This is a genomic window from Moraxella sp. TY6 (genome assembly GCF_048551375.1).
In the GTDB taxonomy this organism is placed as follows: Bacteria; Pseudomonadota; Gammaproteobacteria; order Pseudomonadales; family Moraxellaceae; genus Faucicola.
On record NZ_JBLYZJ010000012.1, the window covers coordinates 26,457 to 49,005 of the forward strand.

Consider the following 22,549-nt stretch of genomic DNA (forward strand, 5'->3'; position numbering starts at 1 on the left):
CAGCGAGGGGTGATTTTCATGCAACAAGAATTTGGCAAAGATATACGCAAAATTAGACACCAATTGGGCTTAACACAAGCTCAATTAGCAGAGAAAATGGGTATATCTGATAATTATGTTGGTGATATTGAAAACAATAGAAAAAACATGAGTTTAGCTATGTTTTTGTTACTTGCTAAAGGCTTGGATTATGCCCCTCCTGCTTTATTAAATAGACTACTTACAGTTGAAGAGGAACAAGAAATTATGGTTGTAGATTTTGAAATCATCAAGCAAGCTTACCAAAATTGGAAAGCATTAAACTTAATTATTGGGCAAGATATGGCTAGTCGGAAAGTTAATTTTCCAGAAGCTTTGTCAGAGAATATAGCGTGTACTGCACTGGGTTTAACTAGAAATATGACAGGTGTAACAGGTGATGCAACAGATGAGAATGGGAATTTAATAGAAATCAAAGCAAGTGCTAATTTTAATAGTGATTTGAGTTCTTTTAGCCCAAATACTCATTTTGATAGATTGATTTTTGTAAGGCTTAATCTTGATACAGACCAAGCTTATATCTATGATTTAGGTTTAAATGGACAGCAGTTTGGTGGGTTACAGGTAAATAGTAACCAATTAGTTAGTGACCACCAAAGGCAAGGTCGAAGACCTAGATTATCTTTGATTAAATATATTGATAATCACCAAATTCCACCAGTTACGATTGTTAACTTGGCATAAATATACTTTTAAAACGTAATACAAAACCCAAAATGTAAAGCCATAAGGGCGTAATGCTTATGCCCTGTTGGAAATTTGAAATATTGGGCTTATTCAATAAGCCCCTACTAAACTACATTAAGTCTAATTTTAACGACTAGAAAATATCAGCCAAACTGCCGTTTCATAAATTTGACCGTTTCATCTTTGGCTTTTTTCACCGCTAATTTACGATTGTTACCAATTAACAATTTGATTTGCCAAAACTTTTCTTGATATAGCGTAATCGCTGAGGTGCGGTACATCGCATTGACAATGCGTTTACTTGCCAATACCGCATCAGGCGAACGGCTCACCAACTCAGCAACTAACGCCTTAGCATCATCCATAGGCGTGTCGGACACATAAGAAATAACCCCATAATCCAACGCCTGCTTACCATCAAACATCCGAGCCGTCATAGCCAATTCTTTCACCACATCGGTTTTTAGCTGTCCAAACGCCGATTGGGTCAAGCCCATATCCGCCACCAAGCCCCATTTACTCTCCATGATGGCAAATTGACAATCCGCAGTCGCAAACCGAATATCGCTCGCCAATGCCAACTGTAACCCTGCCCCCAAGCAATGCCCATGCAATACGCTAACGACAGGTATTGGTAATTCACGCCATGCCAAGCACACCTTTTGGAATTTACTTTGACAAGGTTTGATAAGCTCCCAAGCGACTTTTTTGAGGTTTTTGGCATTGTTTAAATCCGCCAAATCAATCCCAGTCGAGAAGCTTTTGCCTTCCCCTGCCAAAATCACCGCACGCACGTCCGTCCAAGTCGCAAGCGTGGTTGCCAAGGCAATCAGTTTATCCATCATCACAAAGCTTAACGCATTGCGTTTATCAGTACGAGTGAGCCAAATGATAAGGCTATCGTGGTCGGTGGCTTCGATACGCACTTCTGGGGCAAGGGTGGCGTTCAAAGTTTCGATACGCTCGCTTAGTGGTTTGGTGGTTTGGGATTTTTGAATACGCTGAGAAAGTAGTGTGGGCAGAGGTAGGGCAATCATGATTTATCCTAAAATATGATGGTACATTGCTTTTACTTTAGCGGTTTTTGTGGGCTTCGGCAAGCGACAAGGATTTACCGCTAAGTTTTACCTAAATCATTTTCCACGCCATGTCATTTTCTTTGAGTTGGGCGTATTTTAGGGCTGGGAATTGCGATAAATCCGCCTGTTGTAGTTGGGTCAACGCCTCAACCAACGCCTCATAATACGGGGTGAGCATGGCAAATTGGGCAGGCGAGTGGTTATCCACATTTAATAAACACTTATCCTCAAAATTTTGACTGGCGTGGCGAAGCTGTGGTACGCCTGTATAGCGACTTGCCCCCAAAATCCGATGAGCCACATGAGCCAATTCTTTGCGGTCTTGGGCTTGCCATGCTTTAGCAAGGTCTTGCTGTTCTTGCTCCACCGATTCAATCATCAAGGTAATCAAATTCACCGCTAGGTCGGTTTTGCCTGCGACACGATTGACCGCATCTTGCCAGTCAATCACAGCTAAAGTGGGTTGTTCGAGCGGTTTTTTATCATAACCAATTGTCATCACAGGGTTATCTGTGTGGCTGGTCGAGTGTTTTAGTGAGTCTTTGGGTTCAGCATAGCGTCTTTCAACCATATTTTCAGCGGTTTTATCCAGTGGCGTTTGTTCTAGTCCCCTGTTATCTTGCTCCCTGCTTTCTAGCTCCCTGTTTTCTGACCCTCTATTTTCCAGTTCGGTGGTTTGCCATAGCGGACGTTCTGAGTCGCTGATAAGCCCTTGTTTGCCCAGCCAACGTTGTAAAATTTGCAGTAGTTGTGGTTGGCTAATTGGTTTACCAACATAGTCATCAATGCCAGAGGCAAGCAAATTATCACGTTCATCCGACAGGCTGTGGGCGGTGAGGGCGATGATGGGTAGGTGTTTGCGACCTTGCCCTGTTTCGATTTGGCGGATTTGGCGAGAGGCTTCACTACCAGACATGCGAGGCATTTGAATATCCATAAAAATCAAATCCACCGCCCATTCACTAAACGGCTGTTTTTGGGTGATGTAGTCAATCGCCTCAAAGCCACTGTTGACCTTCACCACCTCAATGCCAAGTTCGGCAAGCAAGGCTTCAAGTACCAATAAATTGGGCAAATGGTCATCGACTGCCAACACTCGAAAACCGTGCCATTTTGGTAAATTCGGCAAGGCTTGATTTTGGGCGTTGCTGTCCAACAATTGATACAGTTGTCGGCGGCCAAGCGGTTGGTACAGGGCAAGGGCTTGATAACGGCTTAACAAAGTCGGTTCTAAATCCACTTGATAGCTAAATAATGCCAATTTGCCTGCGTAATGCAGTCGCACCTGTTTGAGTAGGGATGTGGTATCTTCGGCAGTGCCATTATCGACTATCACCCAATCCCAACGATTGCCCATTTCTTTAAGCGATTCCAACAACCCTGCCAAAGTGCTGGCGGTACTAATCGCAATCGGCAAGGTATTTAGACTGCCTTTTAACACTTGCAAACTGGCAGTATGGGCTATCCATACCAATATTTTTAGCGGATTTTCTCGACTGGCAAGATGACTTTGATTGACCAACAACGTGGGCGGTTGCCAAATCGGACTGGCGGTCAGAAGTCGTTGTTGCTCTTGGTCGGTCAACTGCATCGGCAGGGTAAACCAAAAGGTCGTGCCTTTGAGTTTGGGGTGGGTGGTGGTGGTATCGAGGGCAGGGTCGTTATTATTGTCAAAAAAGCCAATCTTGCCACCCATCAAAAAGGTCAATTGTTTGGAAATCACCAAGCCCAACCCTGTACCGCCATACTGACGAGTAATCGAGGGGTCGCCTTGCGAAAAACTTTGGAACAGCACCTTTTGGTGTTCTGGCTCAATGCCTTTGCCTGTGTCTTTCACCGCAATCGCAATCAAATCTTCGCTGTCTTCATCAAGGCTGACACGCACCACCACTTCGCCATCATCGGTAAATTTGATGGCATTATTTACCAAATTGGTCAACACCTGTTTGACACGCAACGCATCACCGAGCAACATTCTTGGCACATCATCATAAAAAAACACCGCCAAGCGTAAGCCCTTTTCAGCCGCCAAGGGTGACAACATATCCACCACATCATAAATGGTGGCGTATAGGTCAAATTCGTGTTTATCCAGTACCAATTTGCCTGCTTCAATTTTAGAAAAATCTAACACATCATTAACAAGGGCTAATAAATGGGCGGAAGATTTGCGAATGGTTTGTACATACAAATCTTGCTCATCACTCAAACCGCCATGCCGTGCCAATAGGTTGATAAAGCCGTCAATGCTATTGAGTGGTGTGCGTAATTCATGGCTGATATTGGCTAAAAATGCCGATTTGGTCTGACTGGCGGACACGGCGGCATCACGAGCGTTACGAATGGAAATATTTTGCATTTCCATCTCGTCAAAGGCGAGGCGTAAATCGTCTTCGGTCTGTTCGGCATGGTTTTTTAAGCCTTGAAAGCTGGTGTGCAACCGCCGTAACGTTTTGACCAAATCCTGCTGTAACTGGTTTAGCTCACCACTCGAATCAATGGTCATGGGTTTGTATAAATTATTGGCATTGGTGCGTTGGAGGTGCAATCGCATTTCATAAATTGGGGCAATCCAACGTCTGGCATACACATTGATGGTCAATAACAATAATAAAATCGTCAACAGCCCAGTAATTGCCAATGCCAACAACACTTGATAACGAGCAATGCGTAACGGCTCATTGTCCAAATTCACCACCAACCATAAGGGCGACAGCTCACTGGCATTCATGGTAGCGTTGGTCGGTGAGCGTGGCGAAGGCGGTAAGGGTGAGGGTAACGTTGAGTTAAACCCCTGTTTTTTATCATCCAACTTTTTGCCATACAGCGTACCTGCACTGCTACTAAACAGGCTGTGTTGTTGCTGTTCCAACTGTTTGAGTAACGGCAACTGGGTCAAAATAGGCGAATTGGGGTGGGTGGCGGTGGTTTGATTGGGGTCAAATAAATTGCCATAACTCACCAAAATCTGATTGTTTTCATTGACAATCGCCATGCCAAGTAAATGTTCGTCATGGATACTGTTTTGCAAATTGGCTTGTAATGAGGCTTGTAAATTGGCAAGCTCAACGGCAGTCAACGGAGCGGTTTTATTGGCAGAATTTTTGGCTAAGGTGGCGGAGGAATTAGCAAGTGTGGGCGTGGCAAAACTGGCATTTAACTGATGAAGGCTGTCTTGCATCGAATGGCTTAACAACTGATAATGATTAAGCAAATTATCCGCATTGGCTTGTTGTAAAGTGCGAGCCGCTCGGCTGGTATCCGACAGCACCAACACACCACCCACGATAGCAAGCACCGAAATCGGCAAAAACACCAATAAAATCAACTGCCCATAAGCGGTCGAAAAGTCGAGTCGAAAGCGTTTTGCCACCGTGTGATGCCTTTATTCAGTGTTACCAGTTAAATAAAATGATAAAAACCGTTGGTACTGAGCTTGTCGAAGTATAACGGTTTTCCGCCACTTCGACAGGCTCAGTGTGAACGGAAAACCTTAGATAGTTTTGTCAAGTTTAGCTATTTTATCGCCTTGTGCCAATACATACAACTGCTCATCCATTTAACGGTTTTACCACGCAAGGGATGAGAAGTTTTGTTAAAATAATGCCAAAAGACAATCACGTTAATAGATGAAATACCGTTTCCAAGCAAGTTGGTAGGGTAGGGGCTTATTGCATAAGCCCTTTATCAATCAATTGGGCGTATTCAATACGCCCCTACCATGTTGGATTTGGTATTCATACCCAAGGAATCCCCATGCCCACCGATTTTATTCACCAAACCGCCACGTTAGCCGACTGCGTTGGGCAAACGCCATTGGTTAAACTGGCTCGTTTTTCTCCCTCAACCGCCACGATTTTAGCCAAGCTCGAAGGTAATAACCCAGCAGGCTCTGTCAAAGACCGCCCTGCCTTGAACATGATTACCCAAGCCGAATTGCGAGGCGATATCAAGCAAGGTGATAGCTTAATCGAAGCCACCAGTGGTAATACAGGCATTGCGTTGGCGATGGTGTCGGCAATGAAAGGCTATCCGATGACCTTGATTATGCCTGCCAACTCGACCCAAGAACGCAAAGATGCGATGCTTGCCTACGGTGCGACTTTAATCGAAGTGGAAAACATGGAAGTGGCAAGGGATTTGGCACTGCAAATGCAAGCGGAAGGCAAAGGCGTGGTACTTGACCAGTTTAACAACCCAGATAACAAAAACGCCCATTACCTCACCACAGGGCGAGAGATTTGGGAACAAACAGGGGGCAAAATTACCCATTTTGTCAGCTCAATGGGGACGACAGGCACAATTATGGGCGTGTCACGCTACCTCAAAGAACAAAATCCCGATGTCCAAATCATAGGCTTACAACCTGCTGAAGGCTCGAATATCGCAGGGATTCGCCGTTGGTCGCCTGAGTATTTGCCAAAGATTTTTGAGCCAAGTTTGGTCGATACCGTGATGGATGTGAACCAGCAAGATGCCGAAGTGTTTATGCGAAAAATGGCACGAGAAGAAGGGATTTTTGCAGGGGTATCATCGGGTGGGGCGAGTTGGGCGAGTTATCAAATTGCCAAAGACAATCCAAATGCGGTCATTGTTTTTATCGTGTGTGATAGGGGCGACCGTTACCTATCGACTGGGTTGTTTGGTGTTAAGGATTAAGCAAAAGGAGTGTGGAAGCGATGGCAACATTAACGATTAGTGTTGATAATAAGGATATTAAATGACGCAAAAACAGCCCCCGATTTTGGTATTTGATATCGAAACCATCCCTGATGTTGCCACAGGTAAACGCCTATACCCAGAGCTTGCCGAACTAAGTGATGATGAAGCCCTTAGCCAACTTATCGACTTGCGAAAAGCCGAAACCGATGGCAACCCCTTTATGCCATTGCCCTTGCATAAAATCGCCTGTCTATCCGTGCTATGGGTCGCAAATGGCAAAATGACCCTTAAGTCCCTATCCCTCGCTGACCATAGCGAAAGCGAGATATTGCAGACGTTTTTTAACTCGATTGACAAAACCCCAAGCCTTGTCAGTTGGAATGGCAAAGGCTTTGATATCCCTGTGATGCTATATCGAGCCTTGCAACATGGCTTGAGCGTGCCAAAGCTATTTCAAGACACAGGCGACATGAAATACAACAACTACCTCAACCGCTACCACGACCGCCACACCGATTTGATGGTTAAACTAGCAATGGGTGGCACATTCCAAAAACTCGATATTGTGGCAAGCGTGTGCGGTTTTGCAGGTAAGCAAGACATTGACGGCTATGATGTTGTGCCGATGGTGCAGGCGGGCGAGTGGGATAAACTCACCACTTATTGTGAAAGCGATGTATTGAATACTTGGCTGATTTATCTGCGTTATTTACGTCTAGCAGGTAAGATGACCGCACCACTAAGCGAACAATGGCAACAAGCGACCCATGACTATTTGCAATCGCTAAAAGGTGATAATGACGATAGCTTACGCCACCAAAAATTCTTGGATGCTTGGCAATTTATTCAGCCGAATGTGGCTGAAACAACTATAGACAATCAAAATAGCTAAATTTAATAAAAGGACTCCCCATGAACTTTGTATTTGACCCCATGCCGATTGTCGGTTTGCCAATCGCCCAAAGTGAAAAACAATTCCCTGTTCGCCGTGTGTACTGTGTGGGTCGCAATTATGCCGACCATGCCCGTGAGATGGGTAGCGACCCCGACCGTGAGCCACCGTTTTTCTTTTGTAAAGCCAATGACAGCCAGTCGATAGTCCCTGTCAAAGCGGATGCAGTGGCGAATTTACCATACCCAACCTTAACCAATAATTTGCATTATGAAGTTGAATTGGTGGTAGCGATTGGTAAAGACGGTCAGGCGATTGCGGTAGAAAACGCCCATCAGCATATTTTTGGCTATGCGGTGGGACTGGATATGACACGCCGAGATTTGCAAAATGAGATGAAAAAGGTCGGTCGTCCGTGGGAAATCGGCAAGGCGTTTGATTATTCTGCTCCGATTGGTGAGTTGGTTGCTGTGGCGGATGTGGCTGATATTCAAAATGCTGATATTTGCCTAAGTGTGAATGGCGAGGTCAAGCAACAGGGCAATATTAATCAGTTGATTTGGGATATCGCAGAAACGATTGCCAATTTATCCACTTATTTTGAGCTAAAAGCAGGGGATTTGATTTTTACAGGCACACCTGCTGGCGTGGGGGCGGTGGTGAAAGGCGATAAGTTGGTGGTAGAAGTTGAGGGATTGCCAAAAGTGGAATTGGTGGTGGTTTAATTGTAAGCCCCTACAATCCAATCTTTGGGATAATTATTAACAACAAAAAACCCAATAACAAGCCATATGACGGTCTGCGATTGGGTTTTTGGATATAATCAAAAACAAAATTAGACGTTTTGTTCTTTTTTCTCATCATCAAATTTATCAAGCCATTCATTGACTTCTTTGGCAATCATTTCTTTGGCATGACCATAACGTTCTTGTAATGCACCAATTAAGCTGTCGGTTTTGCCGTCAAGTTTGGTCATGTCATCATCGGTTAGCTCGCCCCATTGTTGTTTGGCTTCGCCTTTTAATTGTTCCCATTTACCTTGTAGTCTATCGCTGTTCATATGTCTTTCCTTTTGTTATATGAAATTTAGTTTGTAGGGGCATAATATTTACGCCCTAGTTGAAATGTTAAAGATTGGGTTTATGTAATAAGCCCCTTCATCCAAAAATTTGAATAAAATCATTTTGCCACACCTCACCGCAATTTTCTGTAACCAATGCAAGGTAAAATGTGAAAGAAAGTAAACTTTTTAAGTAATTTGCGAATGAAGGGTTATTTTTGCCAAATTTTTTTATATTTTATTAACAAATCTTCTGGCGTTTCGGGTCGCTCTTCATCGGTGATGATGCAGTCGATGGGACAAACTTTGTCGCAAGTCGGCTCGTCATAAAAGCCGATACATTCGGTGCAAAGGTCAGGATTGATGACGTAAGTTTTTTGGACTTTATTGTCATAACTGATGGCTTCATTGGGGCATTCTGGCTCGCAGATGTCGCAATTGATACAGTCGGAAGTGATTTTGAGTGCCATAGCTACCGCTTAAATTTTAGCAATCGCCAATGAGTTGATTTGCCAGTGACCGTGTTGATTCGTCCACATTTCTTTCACCAAGATGGTCTGGGTGGGCTGTTTAAAATACGAGGTGATGATACATGAGCTATCTCCCAAGCAGTCATGGCGAATTTTGTTAGGGTTATGAATAGTTAACAACACGTCATTTGGCTCAGTGACATTCTGTACATTATTGTGCCAATCGGCTTTTTTTTCAACATTTTGATAATGCACCACAAAAAACTCACTGGTTTCGATGCTCGACATCGTGCCAATGTCTTTATTTTGATAGGCAGAAAACCAATGTTGGCGTTGTTCCACCAGTTGTTCACAAGGTTGAATTTGGGGAATATCGTTGAATGTTGGCATGACTCAGTAATCATAAAAAAACTGGCTAAATCATACACGATTTAACCAGTAAAAAACAGGGATAAACGGTTAGCCTACAATATAAACCTGTGGTAACAAGCAATAAATACTTACCAGTAACGCATGTGGTTTTTGGTAATTGAGCTGATTTGCCATTGGTCGCTATTGAGAAGCCACATTTCTTTGATAATAATCAATTCTGCGTCAAATTTATGGTAACAAGTGATGATACAGGCATTATTTAGGCTATAGTCATAGCTGGTTTTGCTGTCAATCGCAGTGGTCAACGCAGGGTAGATGGCATGCCCCATACCTGTAGCTAAAAATTGCTGACAGTCGCTTTTTTTGCTCACTTCTTTGGCACACACCATAAAAAAATCTTTGCAGGCGAGGGCATTAAAGGTCTGAACATCTCGCTGTGCATAAGCTTCTAGCCAACAGTTACGATGACTTAATAAGCTTGATGTTTGATTGGCTTGCTCACGCTCGATAGAAGCCCCAGTCTTGGCAGGTACACTAGCGGTATTTAGCAAGCCAACCGTACCAATAGGTTGCTGGGTGGTTAAGTTCGATGGTGTGGCAAGTCTTCTCATTTTATCTCCCTGATTAGCCATTCATACTGAAATCAGATGGCATAGGGGTATAATACACACCTTTTATTACAAAATCTTTACCGTTTGTCGGAAATGGTCAAAAATTAACAAATTTTTTATCCAATCCTAAATCACGTGATTTTTTGCCAACCATTAGGTGAAAATCGGCTCATTCACGTGTTTCATAATCAAGGCAAATTGTAGCACGTCATCACTCATGTCTTTAAAGGGATTGGCGATTTGACAAACCCAACCCGAGCCTAACGCTCCATCAATTGACTCGCCTTTTTTATCCCACATTTCGGTCAGCTCATAGCTCACGTTGCCTTGCGGGGTCATGATTTCGATGGTATCACCGACCATCAGTTTGTTTTTGATAATTAACGTCAAACGCTCTGGCGTGATATCACTCACTTCGGCAACAAATTGCTGATAATCGGTTTTTGATGAGCCGTATTCGTAGTTTTGGTAATCGCTATGCACATGACGGCGTAAAAAGCCCTCGGTATAGCCACGATTTGCCAAACCATCAAGGGCAGTAATCAAATTGGTATCAAATGGCTTACCTGCCACCGCATCGTCAATCGCTTGGCGATACACTTGGGCGGTACGAGCCACATAATAATGCGACTTGGTACGACCTTCGATTTTAAGCGAATGCACACCCATATTGACCAAATCAGGTACAAGCTCCACCGCTCGCAAGTCTTTTGAGTTCATAATGTACGTGCCATGTTCGTCTTCAAACATCGCCATTAACTCGCCTTTACGACCTTGTTCTTCGATTAGCACCACCTCATCAGACGGTTTTTCGACATAATTATCACCCATCACCCTATCACCATTTAGATTAAGGTCGCCGTTTAGATTCACATTTTGAATGGCATTGTCATCTTGATTTTGATTGGGAATAAAAACTTCAGGTGAGGTAGTAGAAATAGGCGTAACAGGCACAATATCGCCAGTTTCGTTTTCTTCCGCTTTATAAGTGTTATATGACCAACGGCACGCATTGGTGCAAGTGCCTTGATTGGCATCACGCTTATTGATATAGCCAGACAGCAAGCAACGCCCTGAATACGCCATGCACAATGCCCCATGCACGAACACTTCGATTTCCATATCAGGCACTTCAGCGATGATTTGCTCGATTTCTTTGAGCGACAATTCACGGCTCAAAATCACACGGCTTACGCCCATTTGTTTCCAAAATTTCACCGTCGCCCAGTTCACCGCATTGGCTTGTACCGACAGATGAATGACCTGCTCTGGAAACGCCTCACGCACCATCATAATCATACCAGCATCCGACATAATCAAGGCATCAGGCTTCATCTCGATGACAGGACGAATATCTTCGATAAAGGTCTTGAGCTTGGCATTGTGGGCTTGGATATTGACTACGACATAAAATTGCTTGCCGAGTGAATGGGCATATTCAATGCCTTTACGCAGATTGTCTTCATCAAAGTCATTGTTACGCACACGCAAGCTATAACGGGCTTGCCCCGCATAAACCGCATCTGCCCCATAGGCAAAGGCGTATTGCATATTGCGAAACGTCCCAGCAGGACATAGTAGTTCGGATTTTTTGATAGGGGAAGTTGGTGCAGAAAGGTTAGAGTGGCTCATAAGTCAGTAGCTAATTAATAAATAAATTAGCTGTATTATAACAAAATTTTAGCCCCTGCGGAAAATACTTGAGTAAATTAGTGGGAAATAACTGTCAAAATAAACTTATTAGGACTTACGCAAATTTTAAATTTATCTTGCTGAATAAAGACGCTAGACCCCTGCCTACGCAGGGGTGACGAGTAATTAAAATGTTCGTTACTTCGGGCATAGCCCTCGTCTTGCGAGCCTGCAAAACAGTGTTTTACTTTAACGGCTCTCATCCTGCGAATGCAGGAATCCAGTGTCTTTTGCGTAAGTCCTACTTATCTGATAAGATTAACGCTGATAGTAGGTTTAATAAGGCATTACCCACGACATTTGAGATAATTATTTGAAATTGTTTGATTTTTTACTAAAAATAGATTACAAACAATAGCCATAAAATAGCAAGCAACAATCCCACAATAAATAGATAAAAATATAATGTCAATTGATGCTGAGAGGCACGGCGGAGCAGGGCAACGCCCATATCATTATAGACAATAGGCAATTGTAAGTTGGCTAGCACGCGATTGGGAATCGAATAATAATCTTCAAACAATGCCACAAAATCCATCACTTGATACTCGCTCCATTGATAAGGGCGAAATGGCATAAACTCATAAGCACGCACATTTTCGGTGATAAATTGGTCAAAGGTAACGCCAAACCTCGACCATTGGTTAAACCGTCTAGTGGGGTGATAACCTTCGGCTAAAATCTGGAGTTTTTTATGCCTATCATCGGTGAGTAGGCTTTGGTATAAGCCTTTGATTTCAGCTTCCGTGCCTTCGATATACTGAAAAAATTGGCGTGTGCCATAACATAAAAAGCCTGAAATTTCATGTTTGGCATTAAAGGCATGAGCAACCGTAATGATGTCATAAAGAGTATTGGGATTCAGCCATCCTTTGCGAGTGATGGTGCTAGCATACGCTAAATAATAAAAACCTGACATAACGTTGTTCACCACACGATTGCTTATTGATTGAAATTTAAACAATTATTGTAGCAAAATTTTACCAAAAGGAAATAAAAGTTACAATAAAAACCCCATGAGAAAATCGCATGGGGCGTATCGTTTGCACAAAAAATAATCTTTATAAACAATTTTGTATCATCTTTATGATAAATAAAACTAAACAACAAATTAAAGTCAGATTTTAGCTGGAGTTAAAGATGCTGATTAGCCATATAGCTAGCGATGTTAACGAATCATGTTAACGAGTCACTTTACCACCCACGTCACCTACCATACCTTTGACGGTGTTTAAAATATCGGCAGGCAATACCACGGTTTTGGCATTCGGTGATTTTGCCATATCGGTCATAGCTTTGATGTACTGCTCACCTAGTAGATATAGCAGTGGAATTTCTTGTTCGCCAACCGCATCAGTAATCAAGCGAATCGACTGCTCACTACCTTTGGCAAGTACCACTTGGGCTTGGGCATCTCGTTTGGATGCTTCAAGGCGACCGTCTGCCTCGGCAATGGCTGCTTGTCGTTGACCATCGGCTTTGGTGACGGTAGCACGGCGTTGACGCTCGGCGGCGGCTTGTTCTTCCATTGCCATTTGCATGGTGGGTGATGGGCTAATATCTTGAATTTCCACGGTTTTTAGGGTGATGCCCCAATCAGCAATGTCATCAGAAATGCTGTTTTTTAACGAAGCCTTAATTTGGTCACGAGAGGACAACGCACTGTCAAAATCCATGTCACCAATAATCGAACGCAATGAGGTTTGTACCAAATTACGAATCCCTTGCTCATAGTTTTCAATCCCATATACCGCACGTTCTGGATGCACGATATTGATATACGCCACCGCATTGGCGATGATGACCACGTTATCTCGAGTGATGACCTCTTGGGATGGGATATCCAGTACGATGTCTTTGGTGGTGATTTTATATGCGACATTATCGACATACGGAATTACAAAACTCAAACCGGGTTCTAGGGTTTGGTGGTATTTCCCCAGTCGTTGCACAATCCATTTATAGCCTTGCGGTACGATTTTCACCCCTTTATATAAGGTCATCACCACAAAGGCAATTAACACAATGCCAAATCCGCCAAAAAACTCCATAATTTTTCCTCTTATTGTTATAAAAACAAACCCAATAACTATCGTATTGTAGGGGCTTATTGTATAAGCCCAATCTTTAAAATTTTAAACAGGGCGTAAGCCTTACGCCCCTACAACTGAAATTTTGGGTTTAGCATAAATTTAATGTACTGTCGTGGCTTTTACCAACAATTCATTACCAATCACATCGACCACCACCACACGTTCACCCACGGCTAATGGCATATTGTCTAAGCTACGGCAAGCCCATTCATCCGCCCCAAAAATCGGCACACTAAAGCGAACTTTGCCGAGTTTATCCAGTTGGGGGCTGTGGATAAGCATGCCTGTTTCACCAACGATTGAGCCAGCCCCTAAGCCTGCGGTAGTGCGATTGGTCAAACGAGGTTTGATAAATTTAAAGCCGACAATGGTAATGATGACCGACAACACCAACCAAATCACCACTTGTCCAAACCAACCAATCGGCAATACCCAAGCCAACAGCCCAGTAATGATAGCTCCCATACCGATGGTGAGGCTGACAAAACTGGTAATAAATAAATCGCCAATAATCAGCACCAAACCTAATATCAGCCAGTACCAAGGTTGTAGCGTCATGTGGTGTCCTTTTGTTGAGTTATTGGGGTGGAGTTTGTTTGGGTGGTTTTCACCCATTATCCAATAGTTATATGACAAAAGAATAAAGCCTAGTAGTAATATACGCAATGATGTTTTAGTAAATGGTGTGTATACTAAGAAGCGTACAATAAAAAACAGGACAATCAATGTCCTGTTTTTTATGATTAAAACTTTTATGATTAAACGTTGATGAATTAGTAACGTGTGATTAATGCAATCGGCTCTTTTTCATCCATCATGTCAACTGGCATAAATACCACGTTTGCCCCATTATGGCTGGCAAGTTCAATCACTTCTGCTACCGCATCATCGGTTACGCCTGCTTGGGTGGCATCGTCTGTGACTTGTAGTGTCTGCTTGGCTTCGTCAATCATCGCAGGGACGCTATAGCCTTGACGTACCAACAAGGTCACCGCATTGCCTTCAAAAGCAGAACGATAGATTTGTTGCAGGTCATTGCGTACCATTTTTTCGTTACGGGCTTTTTCAAGGTCGCCTTTGGCACTGTCAAAGCGAGTTTGACGTTGCTCGCCAACAATCTCTTGCACACCTTCGACAAACACAGTTGGAGCATCGTCATCAAGGTCAGCAGATAGATGCGACACGCTTGCCACAATCATGTCAGGACGGTCAACGATGGTATTGTATTTGCCAACATTGCGGTCATCACCCACCAAAATCACAGGTAGTGGGGTTTTGTTATATAGCTCTTGCAAACTTTTATCCACACGGTTAAAGAACTCTTTAAGGTATTTATCATCGTCTGATGAGCCTGTGCGGTCAGCTTTCGAGCCTGTTGGTAAAGTGGTGTTATTGACAGGGAAGGTCAATTCGCTCATGCTTTGTTGACGTTCGCTACCACCTTTGACCTCTTTAATTACACGGTTATCCACCGCTTCAATCAGACGTGCCATTTCACTGGTAATCACCAAAATATAATAATGATATGACTGTGATAGGTGACGCATAAAGTCACGAGTGGCAAACTTGGTATCCACGACTACACGTTCAGCTGTGTCAAATGGTAAACGCATCACTTCGGCAGAATTTGGGGTCGCAAAAATCGCCAAGGTATCTAAATTGTAGTTATGGTCAAGCTCATTGGTTTTTACAAGAATTTGGTCAAGTACCGCTTGAGCTGTGCGTTTGTCATAGCTTTCGGTGACACGCTCTTCGACTACTTTAAGCTGATTTTTTAGGACAATGGGGTCTTGCTCATTGTCTGGAAATGTGCGATGGGTAGGGACAAAGACACTGACCGCAGGTTCACCTTTGATGGTTTTTAATTGTTTTAACGTTGCTTTAAAGTCGCTGGTTGACATGAAGGTATTCCTTAATTAAATTGTCGTTATAAAAAGTTTGATAAGTAAAGAATTTGCCAAAAATTAGTAATAACAGCAAAGTCGCTGATGGCAAACGGCAAAATAATAGGGAGTAAAAAACACCCAAATCCCTATAAAAATCAATGACTAATAATGTAAATTAATCACTTGGGCTTAATAGGACTATACCAAGCTAGTCTTGCTGATAAGTAAAACAATGTAAAGTTTTTATCCCTTAACTGTTAGCAATGAGTTAATAACATATGAAGAGGGTAACCGCTAAGATAAAATAAGCGTGGTTTGTAAAAAATTGCCTTGTAATGGTGAAAAGTGGTAACTTTACGCCACTGTTTGTTAAACTAAAGGTCTGCTAAACTAACGTATTCGCATTAGATTTATAACAGTCGATTTAGAATAAAGGAAAACCCATGCCGACCCACAACTTACACCTTGTGAATTTTCACCAAGTCGATTTGACTACCCTCAAAACCCAAATCCTTGACGCATTGGACGATGGCAAGGCATTTTTGGCAATGCTCGATGATGAACCGACCGCAAGCGATAGCCAACACGCATTTAACGATATAATTGCCTTTGAACACGTCAACATGAGCCTAGACCGCAGTTGGGGCTTGCTATCACACCTTAATAGCGTGATGAGCAGTGATGACATTCGTGCCTTGCACCACGAGCTATTGCCCCAAGTGTCCGACTACAGCACCAGTGTGGGACAGCATTTGGCGTTATTTAGCCGTTATCAACAAATCATTGCCGATACGCCATTTTTTGATAACCTTGAGCCAGCACGTCAAAGAGCCTTAACCCTTGCCAAACAAGGTTTTGAATTATCAGGCGTGGCATTGCCAAGCGAGCAACAGCAACAATTTGCCAAGCTTGCTACCGAATTATCGAGTTTATCTGCCAAATTCTCGGACAATGTACTGGACGCAACGCAAAGTTATTTTTTACCCTTGACCCAAGACCAGTTGGCAGGATTGCCCGATACCGCCCTTGCGATGCTTGCCGATGCAGGGCAACGCTACCGTGAGCAAACAGGCGACACCACACCGACTGAATATGTCGCAACCCTTAATATTCCTGTGTATTTGGCGGTGATGACCTATGCCGATGACCGAGCGTTACGTGAACAACTGTATCATGCGTATGTCACTCGTGCCTCTGAAAATTTTGTCAAACCTGAATTTAACAATGCCGATATCATGGTCGAGATTTTGGCAAAACGCCAACAAAAGGCACAATTACTCGGCTTTACCAATTATGCCGAACTGTCGCTTGCCACCAAAATGGCGGATGATGTGGCGACTGTGGCGCAGTTTTTGCGTGATTTGGCGGTGCGTGCCAAACCCTTTGCCCTCCAAGACCTTAAACAGCTACAAACCGAGGGCTTGGCATTTGATATCGAAGAGGTAAAAGCGTGGGATACGGCGTATTTGGCAGAAAAAGTCAAACAACGCAAATTTAACCTCTCCCAAGAAGCGGTACGTCCGTATTTTCCGTTACCGACTGTGATTGCAGGTTTGTTTGAGATTGTCAAACGCCTGTTTGCGGTGACCATTGTCGAACAAACCGATAGCGTACAGCGTTGGCACGATGATGTGCGTTTTTACCACATTCTTGATGATAAAGGCGAATTGGTTGGCGGTTTTTATTTTGATTTATATGCCCGTCAAGGCAAGCGTGGCGGTGCGTGGATGAGTGGCTTCCAAGCCCGTTATCAGCACACCCCAAGCGGTCATCAGCAGTTGCCTGTGTGCTTTATGGTCGCAAATTTTAGCCCCTCGATTGATGGTAAACCGAGCCTGTTGACCCATGATGAAGTCACGACTTTGTTCCATGAATTTGGGCATGGCTTGCACCATTTACTCACCGAAGTCAGCGTCAGCGATGTGGCAGGGGTGAACGGTGTTGAATGGGATGCGGTCGAGTTACCCAGTCAGTTTTTGGAAAATTGGGCGTGGCACGCTGAAGGCATTGCATTGATTAGCGGTCATGTCGAAACAGGCGATACCTTGCCAATGGCTATGCTCAACAGTTTATTGTCTGCTAAAAATTTCCAAAGCGGTATGCAAACGCTTCGTCAGTTAGAATTTGCGTTGTTTGATTTATTGCTTCATGCCAAGCGTTCTGAAACGAGCTATGAGGACTTGCTTGAGTTGTTAAACCAAGTGCGACAAGACGTGGCGATTATACCTGTGGCAGAGTATAACCGCTTTGCCAATGGATTTAGTCATATTTTTGCAGGGGGTTACTCGGCAGGATATTATTCGTATAAATGGGCGGAACTGTTGTCGGCTGATGCGTTTGATAAATTCGAGCAAGAGGGGATTTTTAATGCCGATACAGGCAAGGCATTTCGTGAGCAGATTTTGGCAAGGGGCGGTTCTCGAGATGCCAAAGTGAATTTTGAGGCGTTTCGTGGGCGTGAAGCGAGTATTGAGGCGTTGCTTCGCCATTCAGGGTTTTATGATGAATTGCTGAGTGATGATAGTGATAATCAACATACACAATCGTGGTAAAATATTGATAAATATCGCATTGTGGTAGGGGCGTATTGTATACGCCCTCATTAATATTTGGTTTATTATTTGGAAAAAATCATGCGTTACCAATCCAACCGCCCAAAACGCCAATTTTTGGCAGGTGTGACCTGTAAAAACTGCGGTGAACTTGACAAAACCGTCCAAATCACCCTCTTTGAACCGATCCTAGACGAATACATTGAATGTGTCGCCTGTGGCTACAGCGAACGCCGACCGACCAAAGAGGAATTGCCCCTAATTCAGCAAGTCAACCAAACCGATGAAGTTGGCGTGGTACAGTTTAAATAACGGCTTATTGCATACAACATTTTGGCTTAAAAAAAAGCAATTTTATCCTAAACAATTTTATTTTTGCTGTATCTTTGCTATAGTAATCATTAACTGTAAACAACGATTGCCATTTGATGAAATGTTTACACGCCCCATCGCCCTAAATTCTGTGTTACGCTCATGTAGACGATGGATAAGGGTTTATAAAATGCTAATAATATCAAGTGATTAAAAGGGAAACTCCCCCAAATGAAACTATTTAGCCTAAAAAAAGAACCCAAAGAACCAGCAAAGTTATCTGCTGACCCCCTTGCCAACACCTCAATCCCTGACCTTGCTGATGAGCCAAATCTGCTAGACGAAGGATTAGACTTAACAAAAATTAATCACGAGCCAGCCATGACTGCAAATAGTACAAATACTAATCTGAATCCCAATAAAGACCCCATGGATGAATTTTCGCTAGAAGCGTTGGACTTAAGTAGTTTAGATGATGACTTGTTCGGCACAAAACCTAGCCAAAATACCGCACCTGTTGCCCAGCAAGCCAACAATACCGATATTTTAGATTTTGACAATTTTGACTTGGGTGATTTGACCACGGCTACGCCTGTTGTTAATACGCCTAGCACAGCCACCACAGGGCAAACACACACCTCAGACATCAATTTTGATGAAATGATGGCATTTGATAATTTGGACTTCCAAGAGCCTAAGATGACCGCCACGCCATCAACTGCCCAAGCTATCCATACGCCATCTGCCACCACGTCTGAGCCGACTTTTGATGCCCTAGATAATTTAGATAGTTTAGATAATCTAGATACGTTAGACGCTTTAGATACCCAAGCCCATCATCTGCAACAAAATGCTCAAGATAACTTAGCACCTTTGAGTATGAATAAGCCAGCTGATGCTTATGATGAGTTGCTTAATATAGCCAATGATGACTCAGTGTTACAGTCATCCTTACCTGAAGACATCCCTGCCAACTCAGCTGTACCTGTAGCAAAAACCAAAGGCAAAAAATTTGCATTTGGTGGGTTTGGTAAAAAAGACAAAAAAGATAAAAAAGATAAAAAAGATAAAAAAGTAGATAAAATTGTCAACACCCCCAATACCCCTAACGTCCCTAACAAATCTGCCAAACAGCCCAACAAGCTATTATTATTGTTATTGCCGTTGGTATTATTGGCGGTGGGGGCATGGTATTTCTTGACCCAAATGAACAATGATACCCCTGCACCAGCCCCAGTTGTTGCCCCTGTGGTCAAACCAAAACCTGTTGCTTCTGCCCCTGCATCCACACCCACGGTCGCCAGTGTAGCTTCAGCGACTGCCAGTGCCTCAGCTACCGCCTCAACTTCGGCTTCGACTGCCACCGCCACCACGACCTCAGCCAGTACAGCCAGCGACACAGCGACCAAAGTCGCCCCAGTTGCTACCCCAGAGCAAATCCTTGCCCCTGCTGTACCGACTGACCCAGCGATTGCCAAAGAAGAAATCGACCGCTTGGCAGAGCAGAGTAATCAGCTAAAAGAGCAAGAAAAAATGATTGAAGAACAGCTTGCCATGATGAATGAGCTATCAAGCAAAAAAGAAGAGCGTATCAAATTGCTAGAGCAACAAGTGGCTCAATTGGAACAACAAAAGGCCGCCGAAAAAGCAGGTAAAACCGCACCAGCCAAGCCATAACCCTCAGGCGACTGACGTTAAATCATGCTGACGATTGCCAATCAATCCACCTTGTTTCAAGACCGCTATCAAGCGTTAATCATGCCCGTCCCAGTGTCGGGCATTTTTCGTCATCGCCTACTGCTAAGATTTCAATCGTTATACCCAGAACAATATGCCCAATATAAGCAAATCTGTGAGCGTAGCGAATTGGCATTGGGGGAAATCTTGGTATTGGACGTGCAACAAGATTTAATCGGTATGGGTGTGGGACGAGCGGTATCCAAGCCCAAATTTATCGTGATGATGGCAGTGACAACAGTTAGTGAAAGCTCACCGCATCTGTCTGCCATACAAGGGTGTTTTCAAGCCCTTGAGCCATTGCTGATGCGATGGGGTCGTTATGATGGCATTCGCCGTGTGGCATTGCTTGGGAGTGATGATTTGATAATCCCAACGGATTTGAGTTTTGACGGGGCGATTTTACCGATGGTCGAAAAATACCTACAGCCTATCAGTCGATTGAATGTGGTACTATATCGTTAGTGTGTATAGAGCTATTGCTTTAACTAAAGCCCATCAACTATTTCACCTCAGAAAGGTAAGGTGCGTCATACGCACCGATTGAAGATATTGATTTTGAATGGTGCGTATGACGCACCTTACGAATGTAAATTATTTTAGAATCATAGACTTATCAATAATAATAGCGTTTGTTATACCGAATTTAGGTTATTCACCAATTTAATTGGCTGTAATCGTCCATTGGCTTCCAATTCAGCAATCCCCAAAAACTGTTCACCACAAAATAGGCGTACTTCTTGTGTATTGTCGCTTAAAACCTGTTGTTGAGTTGCATCCGTTTTGATATTAAGACGTTGACCGTGTTTGATACGTTCCGCTTGTGCTTCATCCAGTTGTAGCCTTGGCAAAGTTTTAACACATTCATCCACTGGCAATAGCTTGTCAAAACGTGCCTCAAAATCCAACTGCTCAAAGTCAGCCAACGTTATCGCATTCTCAAGGCTAAAATCACCTGTGGCGGTACGTCTAAGGGCAGTCAAATGCCCCAAAGTACCGAGAGCTTTGGCGATATCTTCCCCCAATACACGCACATACGTGCCTTTGGAACAAGTTACGTTCAGTTGTAACTCATTGGCAGATAGTGGCTTGAGGTCAAGCTGAAAAATAGTAATATTTCGAGCCTCACGCTCAATTTCAATACCTTCACGAGCCAGTTCATACAGTTTTTTGCCGTCTTTTTTGAGGGCGGAATACATGGGTGGAATTTGGGTTTGCTCACCCAAAAACTGCTGACGAACACCCTCTAAAGTAGTGGTATCAAGGTTGGCTGTGTCTAGGTTGAGTAACGGAGCGGTGGCAATCACTTGCCCCTCGGCATCGCCTGTGTCGGTTTGCTCACCCAATTTGATAATGGCTTGGTAGGATTTGATGGCTTCGAGTTGATAATGGCTAAATTTGGTCGCTTCACCTAGACAAATTGGCAGTAAGCCAGTCGCCATCGGGTCAAGCGTACCTGTATGCCCTGCTTTTTTGCTGTCATGGACAGGGGATTTTAGCAAATACTTGACCTTGGACACGACTTGTTGTGAAGTCATGCCTTGGGGCTTGTCAATGAGTAATACGCCTGAAACGATGGATTTAGCTTGCATCATTGTTAGGATTTTCTTCGCTAGCATTACCATCACTGCTTTGCACCGCTTTAGAAATCAAATTCATCATATAGTTGGCATTGGCGGTGACTTCATCATAATGGAAGCGTAGGCGAGGGGTGGTGCGAGTTTTTAACAAATGGCTAAGTTGGGTACGTAAAAAACCACTGGCTTTGTTTAATACATCAAGGCTTTCGGTGTGATAATCCTTTGCCATCGCATCGTCCATGGATTTTTCCATGATGGTGACGTAGATGTCGGCATAACCCAAATCTGGGCTAATTTTGACACTCGAAATGGTGACAAAGCCTGTCAAACGTGGGTCGTTGACTTCGTCACGGATTAGTACGGCTAAATCACGTTGGATTTGGTCGGCTAATCGTTGTAAACGTTGGTTCATGTTATATTCCTAAAATATTGTAAGGTGTGTCTTACGCACTCTTTATAGTTAATTTAATGGGAAATAACCATGTTATTAAAGGGCGTATGCAATACGCCCCTACAACAAGGTAGATTATTTCTATTTCAAATTACTATATCTTTGTCATTTTTGGGTGCGTGGGACGCACCTTACTTTTAAAAGGTCTTATAAAAAAGGTCTAACGTTTAAATTAGACCTTTTATTAATAATTTAAAGCGTTGATACAGCCTTATATAGTGAGTTGAATTAGCAATTAACGTGGATTTTGTAGGGGCGTATTGTATACGCCCAAAATCTGCAAAGATGATTCCTAATTGTATCTACTATATATCGTAGGGCTTACGCAAAAATGCCATTTGTAGGTTGGGTGGAAAGAATGACACCCAACATAA

Annotated in this window: 21 protein-coding genes; 8 read left to right on the forward strand and 13 right to left on the reverse strand. The window is 43.4% G+C overall.

Annotated elements, in window-relative coordinates:
• The first annotated feature begins 18 nt into the window (after positions 1-18).
• A complete protein-coding gene (locus ACK1U4_RS09360; RefSeq protein ID WP_419401341.1) occupies positions 19-723 on the forward strand; it encodes a Bsp6I family type II restriction endonuclease in 705 nt (234 codons plus the stop codon).
• A gap of 146 nt (positions 724-869) precedes the next feature.
• Here ACK1U4_RS09360 and ACK1U4_RS09365 read toward each other — a convergent pair whose 3' ends face one another.
• Positions 870-1,763, reverse strand: a complete 894-nt coding sequence (locus ACK1U4_RS09365) for a crotonase/enoyl-CoA hydratase family protein (protein ID WP_419401342.1) — start codon at positions 1,761-1,763, stop codon at positions 870-872.
• Positions 1,764-1,854: 91 nt separating this feature from the next.
• Complete coding sequence (locus tag ACK1U4_RS09370) at positions 1,855-5,178, reverse strand: ATP-binding protein (RefSeq protein WP_419401343.1); 3,324 nt, start codon at positions 5,176-5,178, stop codon at positions 1,855-1,857.
• 383 nt (positions 5,179-5,561) lie between these two features.
• Between ACK1U4_RS09370 and cysM the strand changes: the two genes are divergently transcribed.
• The 3 genes from cysM to ACK1U4_RS09385 all read left to right on the forward strand — a co-directional run bounded on the left by cysM (position 5,562) and on the right by ACK1U4_RS09385 (position 8,084).
• Positions 5,562-6,464 (forward strand): cysteine synthase CysM, encoded by a 903-nt coding sequence (gene cysM / locus ACK1U4_RS09375; protein ID WP_419401344.1) that lies wholly within the window; start codon positions 5,562-5,564, stop codon positions 6,462-6,464.
• 61 nt (positions 6,465-6,525) lie between these two features.
• Positions 6,526-7,359 (forward strand): 3'-5' exonuclease, encoded by an 834-nt coding sequence (locus ACK1U4_RS09380; RefSeq protein WP_419401345.1) that lies wholly within the window; start codon positions 6,526-6,528, stop codon positions 7,357-7,359.
• Between the two features lie 20 nt (positions 7,360-7,379).
• Positions 7,380-8,084: a fumarylacetoacetate hydrolase family protein gene (locus ACK1U4_RS09385; protein ID WP_419401346.1), complete on the forward strand. Its 705-nt coding sequence runs from the start codon at positions 7,380-7,382 to the stop codon at positions 8,082-8,084.
• Positions 8,085-8,194: 110 nt separating this feature from the next.
• Here the strand turns inward: ACK1U4_RS09385 and ACK1U4_RS09390 are convergent, their stop codons facing one another.
• The 9 genes from ACK1U4_RS09390 to ACK1U4_RS09430 form a co-directional block, all read right to left on the reverse strand.
• Complete coding sequence (locus ACK1U4_RS09390; protein ID WP_419401347.1) at positions 8,195-8,419, reverse strand: CsbD family protein; 225 nt, start codon at positions 8,417-8,419, stop codon at positions 8,195-8,197.
• Between the two features lie 212 nt (positions 8,420-8,631).
• A complete protein-coding gene (locus ACK1U4_RS09395; protein ID WP_419401348.1) occupies positions 8,632-8,889 on the reverse strand; it encodes a YfhL family 4Fe-4S dicluster ferredoxin in 258 nt (85 codons plus the stop codon).
• Positions 8,890-8,898: 9 nt separating this feature from the next.
• Positions 8,899-9,279, reverse strand: a complete 381-nt coding sequence (locus ACK1U4_RS09400; protein WP_419401349.1) for a hypothetical protein — start codon at positions 9,277-9,279, stop codon at positions 8,899-8,901.
• 110 nt (positions 9,280-9,389) lie between these two features.
• Complete coding sequence (locus tag ACK1U4_RS09405) at positions 9,390-9,872, reverse strand: hypothetical protein (protein WP_419401350.1); 483 nt, start codon at positions 9,870-9,872, stop codon at positions 9,390-9,392.
• A gap of 153 nt (positions 9,873-10,025) precedes the next feature.
• Positions 10,026-11,504, reverse strand: a complete 1,479-nt coding sequence (yegQ, locus tag ACK1U4_RS09410; protein WP_419401351.1) for a tRNA 5-hydroxyuridine modification protein YegQ — start codon at positions 11,502-11,504, stop codon at positions 10,026-10,028.
• 394 nt (positions 11,505-11,898) lie between these two features.
• Positions 11,899-12,483, reverse strand: a complete 585-nt coding sequence (locus tag ACK1U4_RS09415; protein WP_419401352.1) for a BLUF domain-containing protein — start codon at positions 12,481-12,483, stop codon at positions 11,899-11,901.
• A 262-nt stretch (positions 12,484-12,745) separates the two neighbouring features.
• Complete coding sequence (locus ACK1U4_RS09420) at positions 12,746-13,615, reverse strand: SPFH domain-containing protein (protein WP_419401353.1); 870 nt, start codon at positions 13,613-13,615, stop codon at positions 12,746-12,748.
• Positions 13,616-13,756: 141 nt separating this feature from the next.
• Positions 13,757-14,215 carry an NfeD family protein gene (locus ACK1U4_RS09425; protein WP_419401354.1) on the reverse strand — a complete coding sequence of 153 codons (459 nt, stop codon included), beginning with the start codon at positions 14,213-14,215 and terminating at the stop codon, positions 13,757-13,759.
• Positions 14,216-14,430: 215 nt separating this feature from the next.
• A complete protein-coding gene (locus ACK1U4_RS09430) occupies positions 14,431-15,558 on the reverse strand; it encodes a hypothetical protein (RefSeq protein ID WP_419401355.1) in 1,128 nt (375 codons plus the stop codon).
• Between the two features lie 428 nt (positions 15,559-15,986).
• Here ACK1U4_RS09430 and ACK1U4_RS09435 point away from each other — a divergent pair, with 428 nt between their 5' ends.
• The 4 genes from ACK1U4_RS09435 to ACK1U4_RS09450 all read left to right on the forward strand — a co-directional run bounded on the left by ACK1U4_RS09435 (position 15,987) and on the right by ACK1U4_RS09450 (position 20,609).
• The gene (locus ACK1U4_RS09435; RefSeq protein ID WP_419401356.1) at positions 15,987-18,095 is read left to right on the forward strand and encodes a M3 family metallopeptidase; all 2,109 of its coding nucleotides are present in this window, start codon (positions 15,987-15,989) and stop codon (positions 18,093-18,095) included.
• A gap of 81 nt (positions 18,096-18,176) precedes the next feature.
• Positions 18,177-18,407, forward strand: coding sequence for a YheV family putative metal-binding protein (locus ACK1U4_RS09440; RefSeq protein WP_419401357.1), 231 nt, complete (start codon positions 18,177-18,179; stop codon positions 18,405-18,407).
• A 231-nt stretch (positions 18,408-18,638) separates the two neighbouring features.
• Complete coding sequence (locus tag ACK1U4_RS09445; protein ID WP_419401358.1) at positions 18,639-20,084, forward strand: hypothetical protein; 1,446 nt, start codon at positions 18,639-18,641, stop codon at positions 20,082-20,084.
• Between the two features lie 24 nt (positions 20,085-20,108).
• Complete coding sequence (locus tag ACK1U4_RS09450; RefSeq protein ID WP_419401359.1) at positions 20,109-20,609, forward strand: hypothetical protein; 501 nt, start codon at positions 20,109-20,111, stop codon at positions 20,607-20,609.
• Between the two features lie 170 nt (positions 20,610-20,779).
• On the opposite strand, the gene truB is transcribed toward ACK1U4_RS09450, so the two are convergent.
• Together truB and ACK1U4_RS09460 are read right to left on the reverse strand one after the other, a co-directional pair.
• Positions 20,780-21,739, reverse strand: coding sequence for a tRNA pseudouridine(55) synthase TruB (truB, locus tag ACK1U4_RS09455; protein ID WP_419401360.1), 960 nt, complete (start codon positions 21,737-21,739; stop codon positions 20,780-20,782).
• The gene (locus ACK1U4_RS09460; RefSeq protein ID WP_419401361.1) at positions 21,726-22,136 is read right to left on the reverse strand and encodes a ribosome-binding factor A; all 411 of its coding nucleotides are present in this window, start codon (positions 22,134-22,136) and stop codon (positions 21,726-21,728) included. Before ACK1U4_RS09460 ends, truB begins: the two co-directional genes overlap by 14 nt.
• Between the last annotated feature and the right edge of the window lie 413 nt (positions 22,137-22,549).

What these genes read in the sequence shown, in the direction of transcription:
- ACK1U4_RS09360 (WP_419401341.1), top strand. Translation starts at nt 19, where the DNA reads ATGCAACAAGAATTTGGCAAAGATATACGCAAAATTAGACACCAATTG.
- ACK1U4_RS09365 (WP_419401342.1), bottom strand. Translation starts at nt 1,763, where the DNA reads ATGATTGCCCTACCTCTGCCCACACTACTTTCTCAGCGTATTCAAAAA.
- cysM (WP_419401344.1), top strand. Translation starts at nt 5,562, where the DNA reads ATGCCCACCGATTTTATTCACCAAACCGCCACGTTAGCCGACTGCGTT.
- ACK1U4_RS09380 (WP_419401345.1), top strand. Translation starts at nt 6,526, where the DNA reads ATGACGCAAAAACAGCCCCCGATTTTGGTATTTGATATCGAAACCATC.
- ACK1U4_RS09385 (WP_419401346.1), top strand. Translation starts at nt 7,380, where the DNA reads ATGAACTTTGTATTTGACCCCATGCCGATTGTCGGTTTGCCAATCGCC.
- ACK1U4_RS09390 (WP_419401347.1), bottom strand. Translation starts at nt 8,419, where the DNA reads ATGAACAGCGATAGACTACAAGGTAAATGGGAACAATTAAAAGGCGAA.
- ACK1U4_RS09395 (WP_419401348.1), bottom strand. Translation starts at nt 8,889, where the DNA reads ATGGCACTCAAAATCACTTCCGACTGTATCAATTGCGACATCTGCGAG.
- ACK1U4_RS09400 (WP_419401349.1), bottom strand. Translation starts at nt 9,279, where the DNA reads ATGCCAACATTCAACGATATTCCCCAAATTCAACCTTGTGAACAACTG.
- ACK1U4_RS09405 (WP_419401350.1), bottom strand. Translation starts at nt 9,872, where the DNA reads ATGAGAAGACTTGCCACACCATCGAACTTAACCACCCAGCAACCTATT.
- yegQ (WP_419401351.1), bottom strand. Translation starts at nt 11,504, where the DNA reads ATGAGCCACTCTAACCTTTCTGCACCAACTTCCCCTATCAAAAAATCC.
- ACK1U4_RS09415 (WP_419401352.1), bottom strand. Translation starts at nt 12,483, where the DNA reads ATGTCAGGTTTTTATTATTTAGCGTATGCTAGCACCATCACTCGCAAA.
- ACK1U4_RS09420 (WP_419401353.1), bottom strand. Translation starts at nt 13,615, where the DNA reads ATGGAGTTTTTTGGCGGATTTGGCATTGTGTTAATTGCCTTTGTGGTG.
- ACK1U4_RS09425 (WP_419401354.1), bottom strand. Translation starts at nt 14,215, where the DNA reads ATGACGCTACAACCTTGGTACTGGCTGATATTAGGTTTGGTGCTGATT.
- ACK1U4_RS09430 (WP_419401355.1), bottom strand. Translation starts at nt 15,558, where the DNA reads ATGTCAACCAGCGACTTTAAAGCAACGTTAAAACAATTAAAAACCATC.
- ACK1U4_RS09435 (WP_419401356.1), top strand. Translation starts at nt 15,987, where the DNA reads ATGCCGACCCACAACTTACACCTTGTGAATTTTCACCAAGTCGATTTG.
- ACK1U4_RS09440 (WP_419401357.1), top strand. Translation starts at nt 18,177, where the DNA reads ATGCGTTACCAATCCAACCGCCCAAAACGCCAATTTTTGGCAGGTGTG.
- ACK1U4_RS09445 (WP_419401358.1), top strand. Translation starts at nt 18,639, where the DNA reads ATGAAACTATTTAGCCTAAAAAAAGAACCCAAAGAACCAGCAAAGTTA.
- ACK1U4_RS09450 (WP_419401359.1), top strand. Translation starts at nt 20,109, where the DNA reads ATGCTGACGATTGCCAATCAATCCACCTTGTTTCAAGACCGCTATCAA.
- truB (WP_419401360.1), bottom strand. Translation starts at nt 21,739, where the DNA reads ATGATGCAAGCTAAATCCATCGTTTCAGGCGTATTACTCATTGACAAG.
- ACK1U4_RS09460 (WP_419401361.1), bottom strand. Translation starts at nt 22,136, where the DNA reads ATGAACCAACGTTTACAACGATTAGCCGACCAAATCCAACGTGATTTA.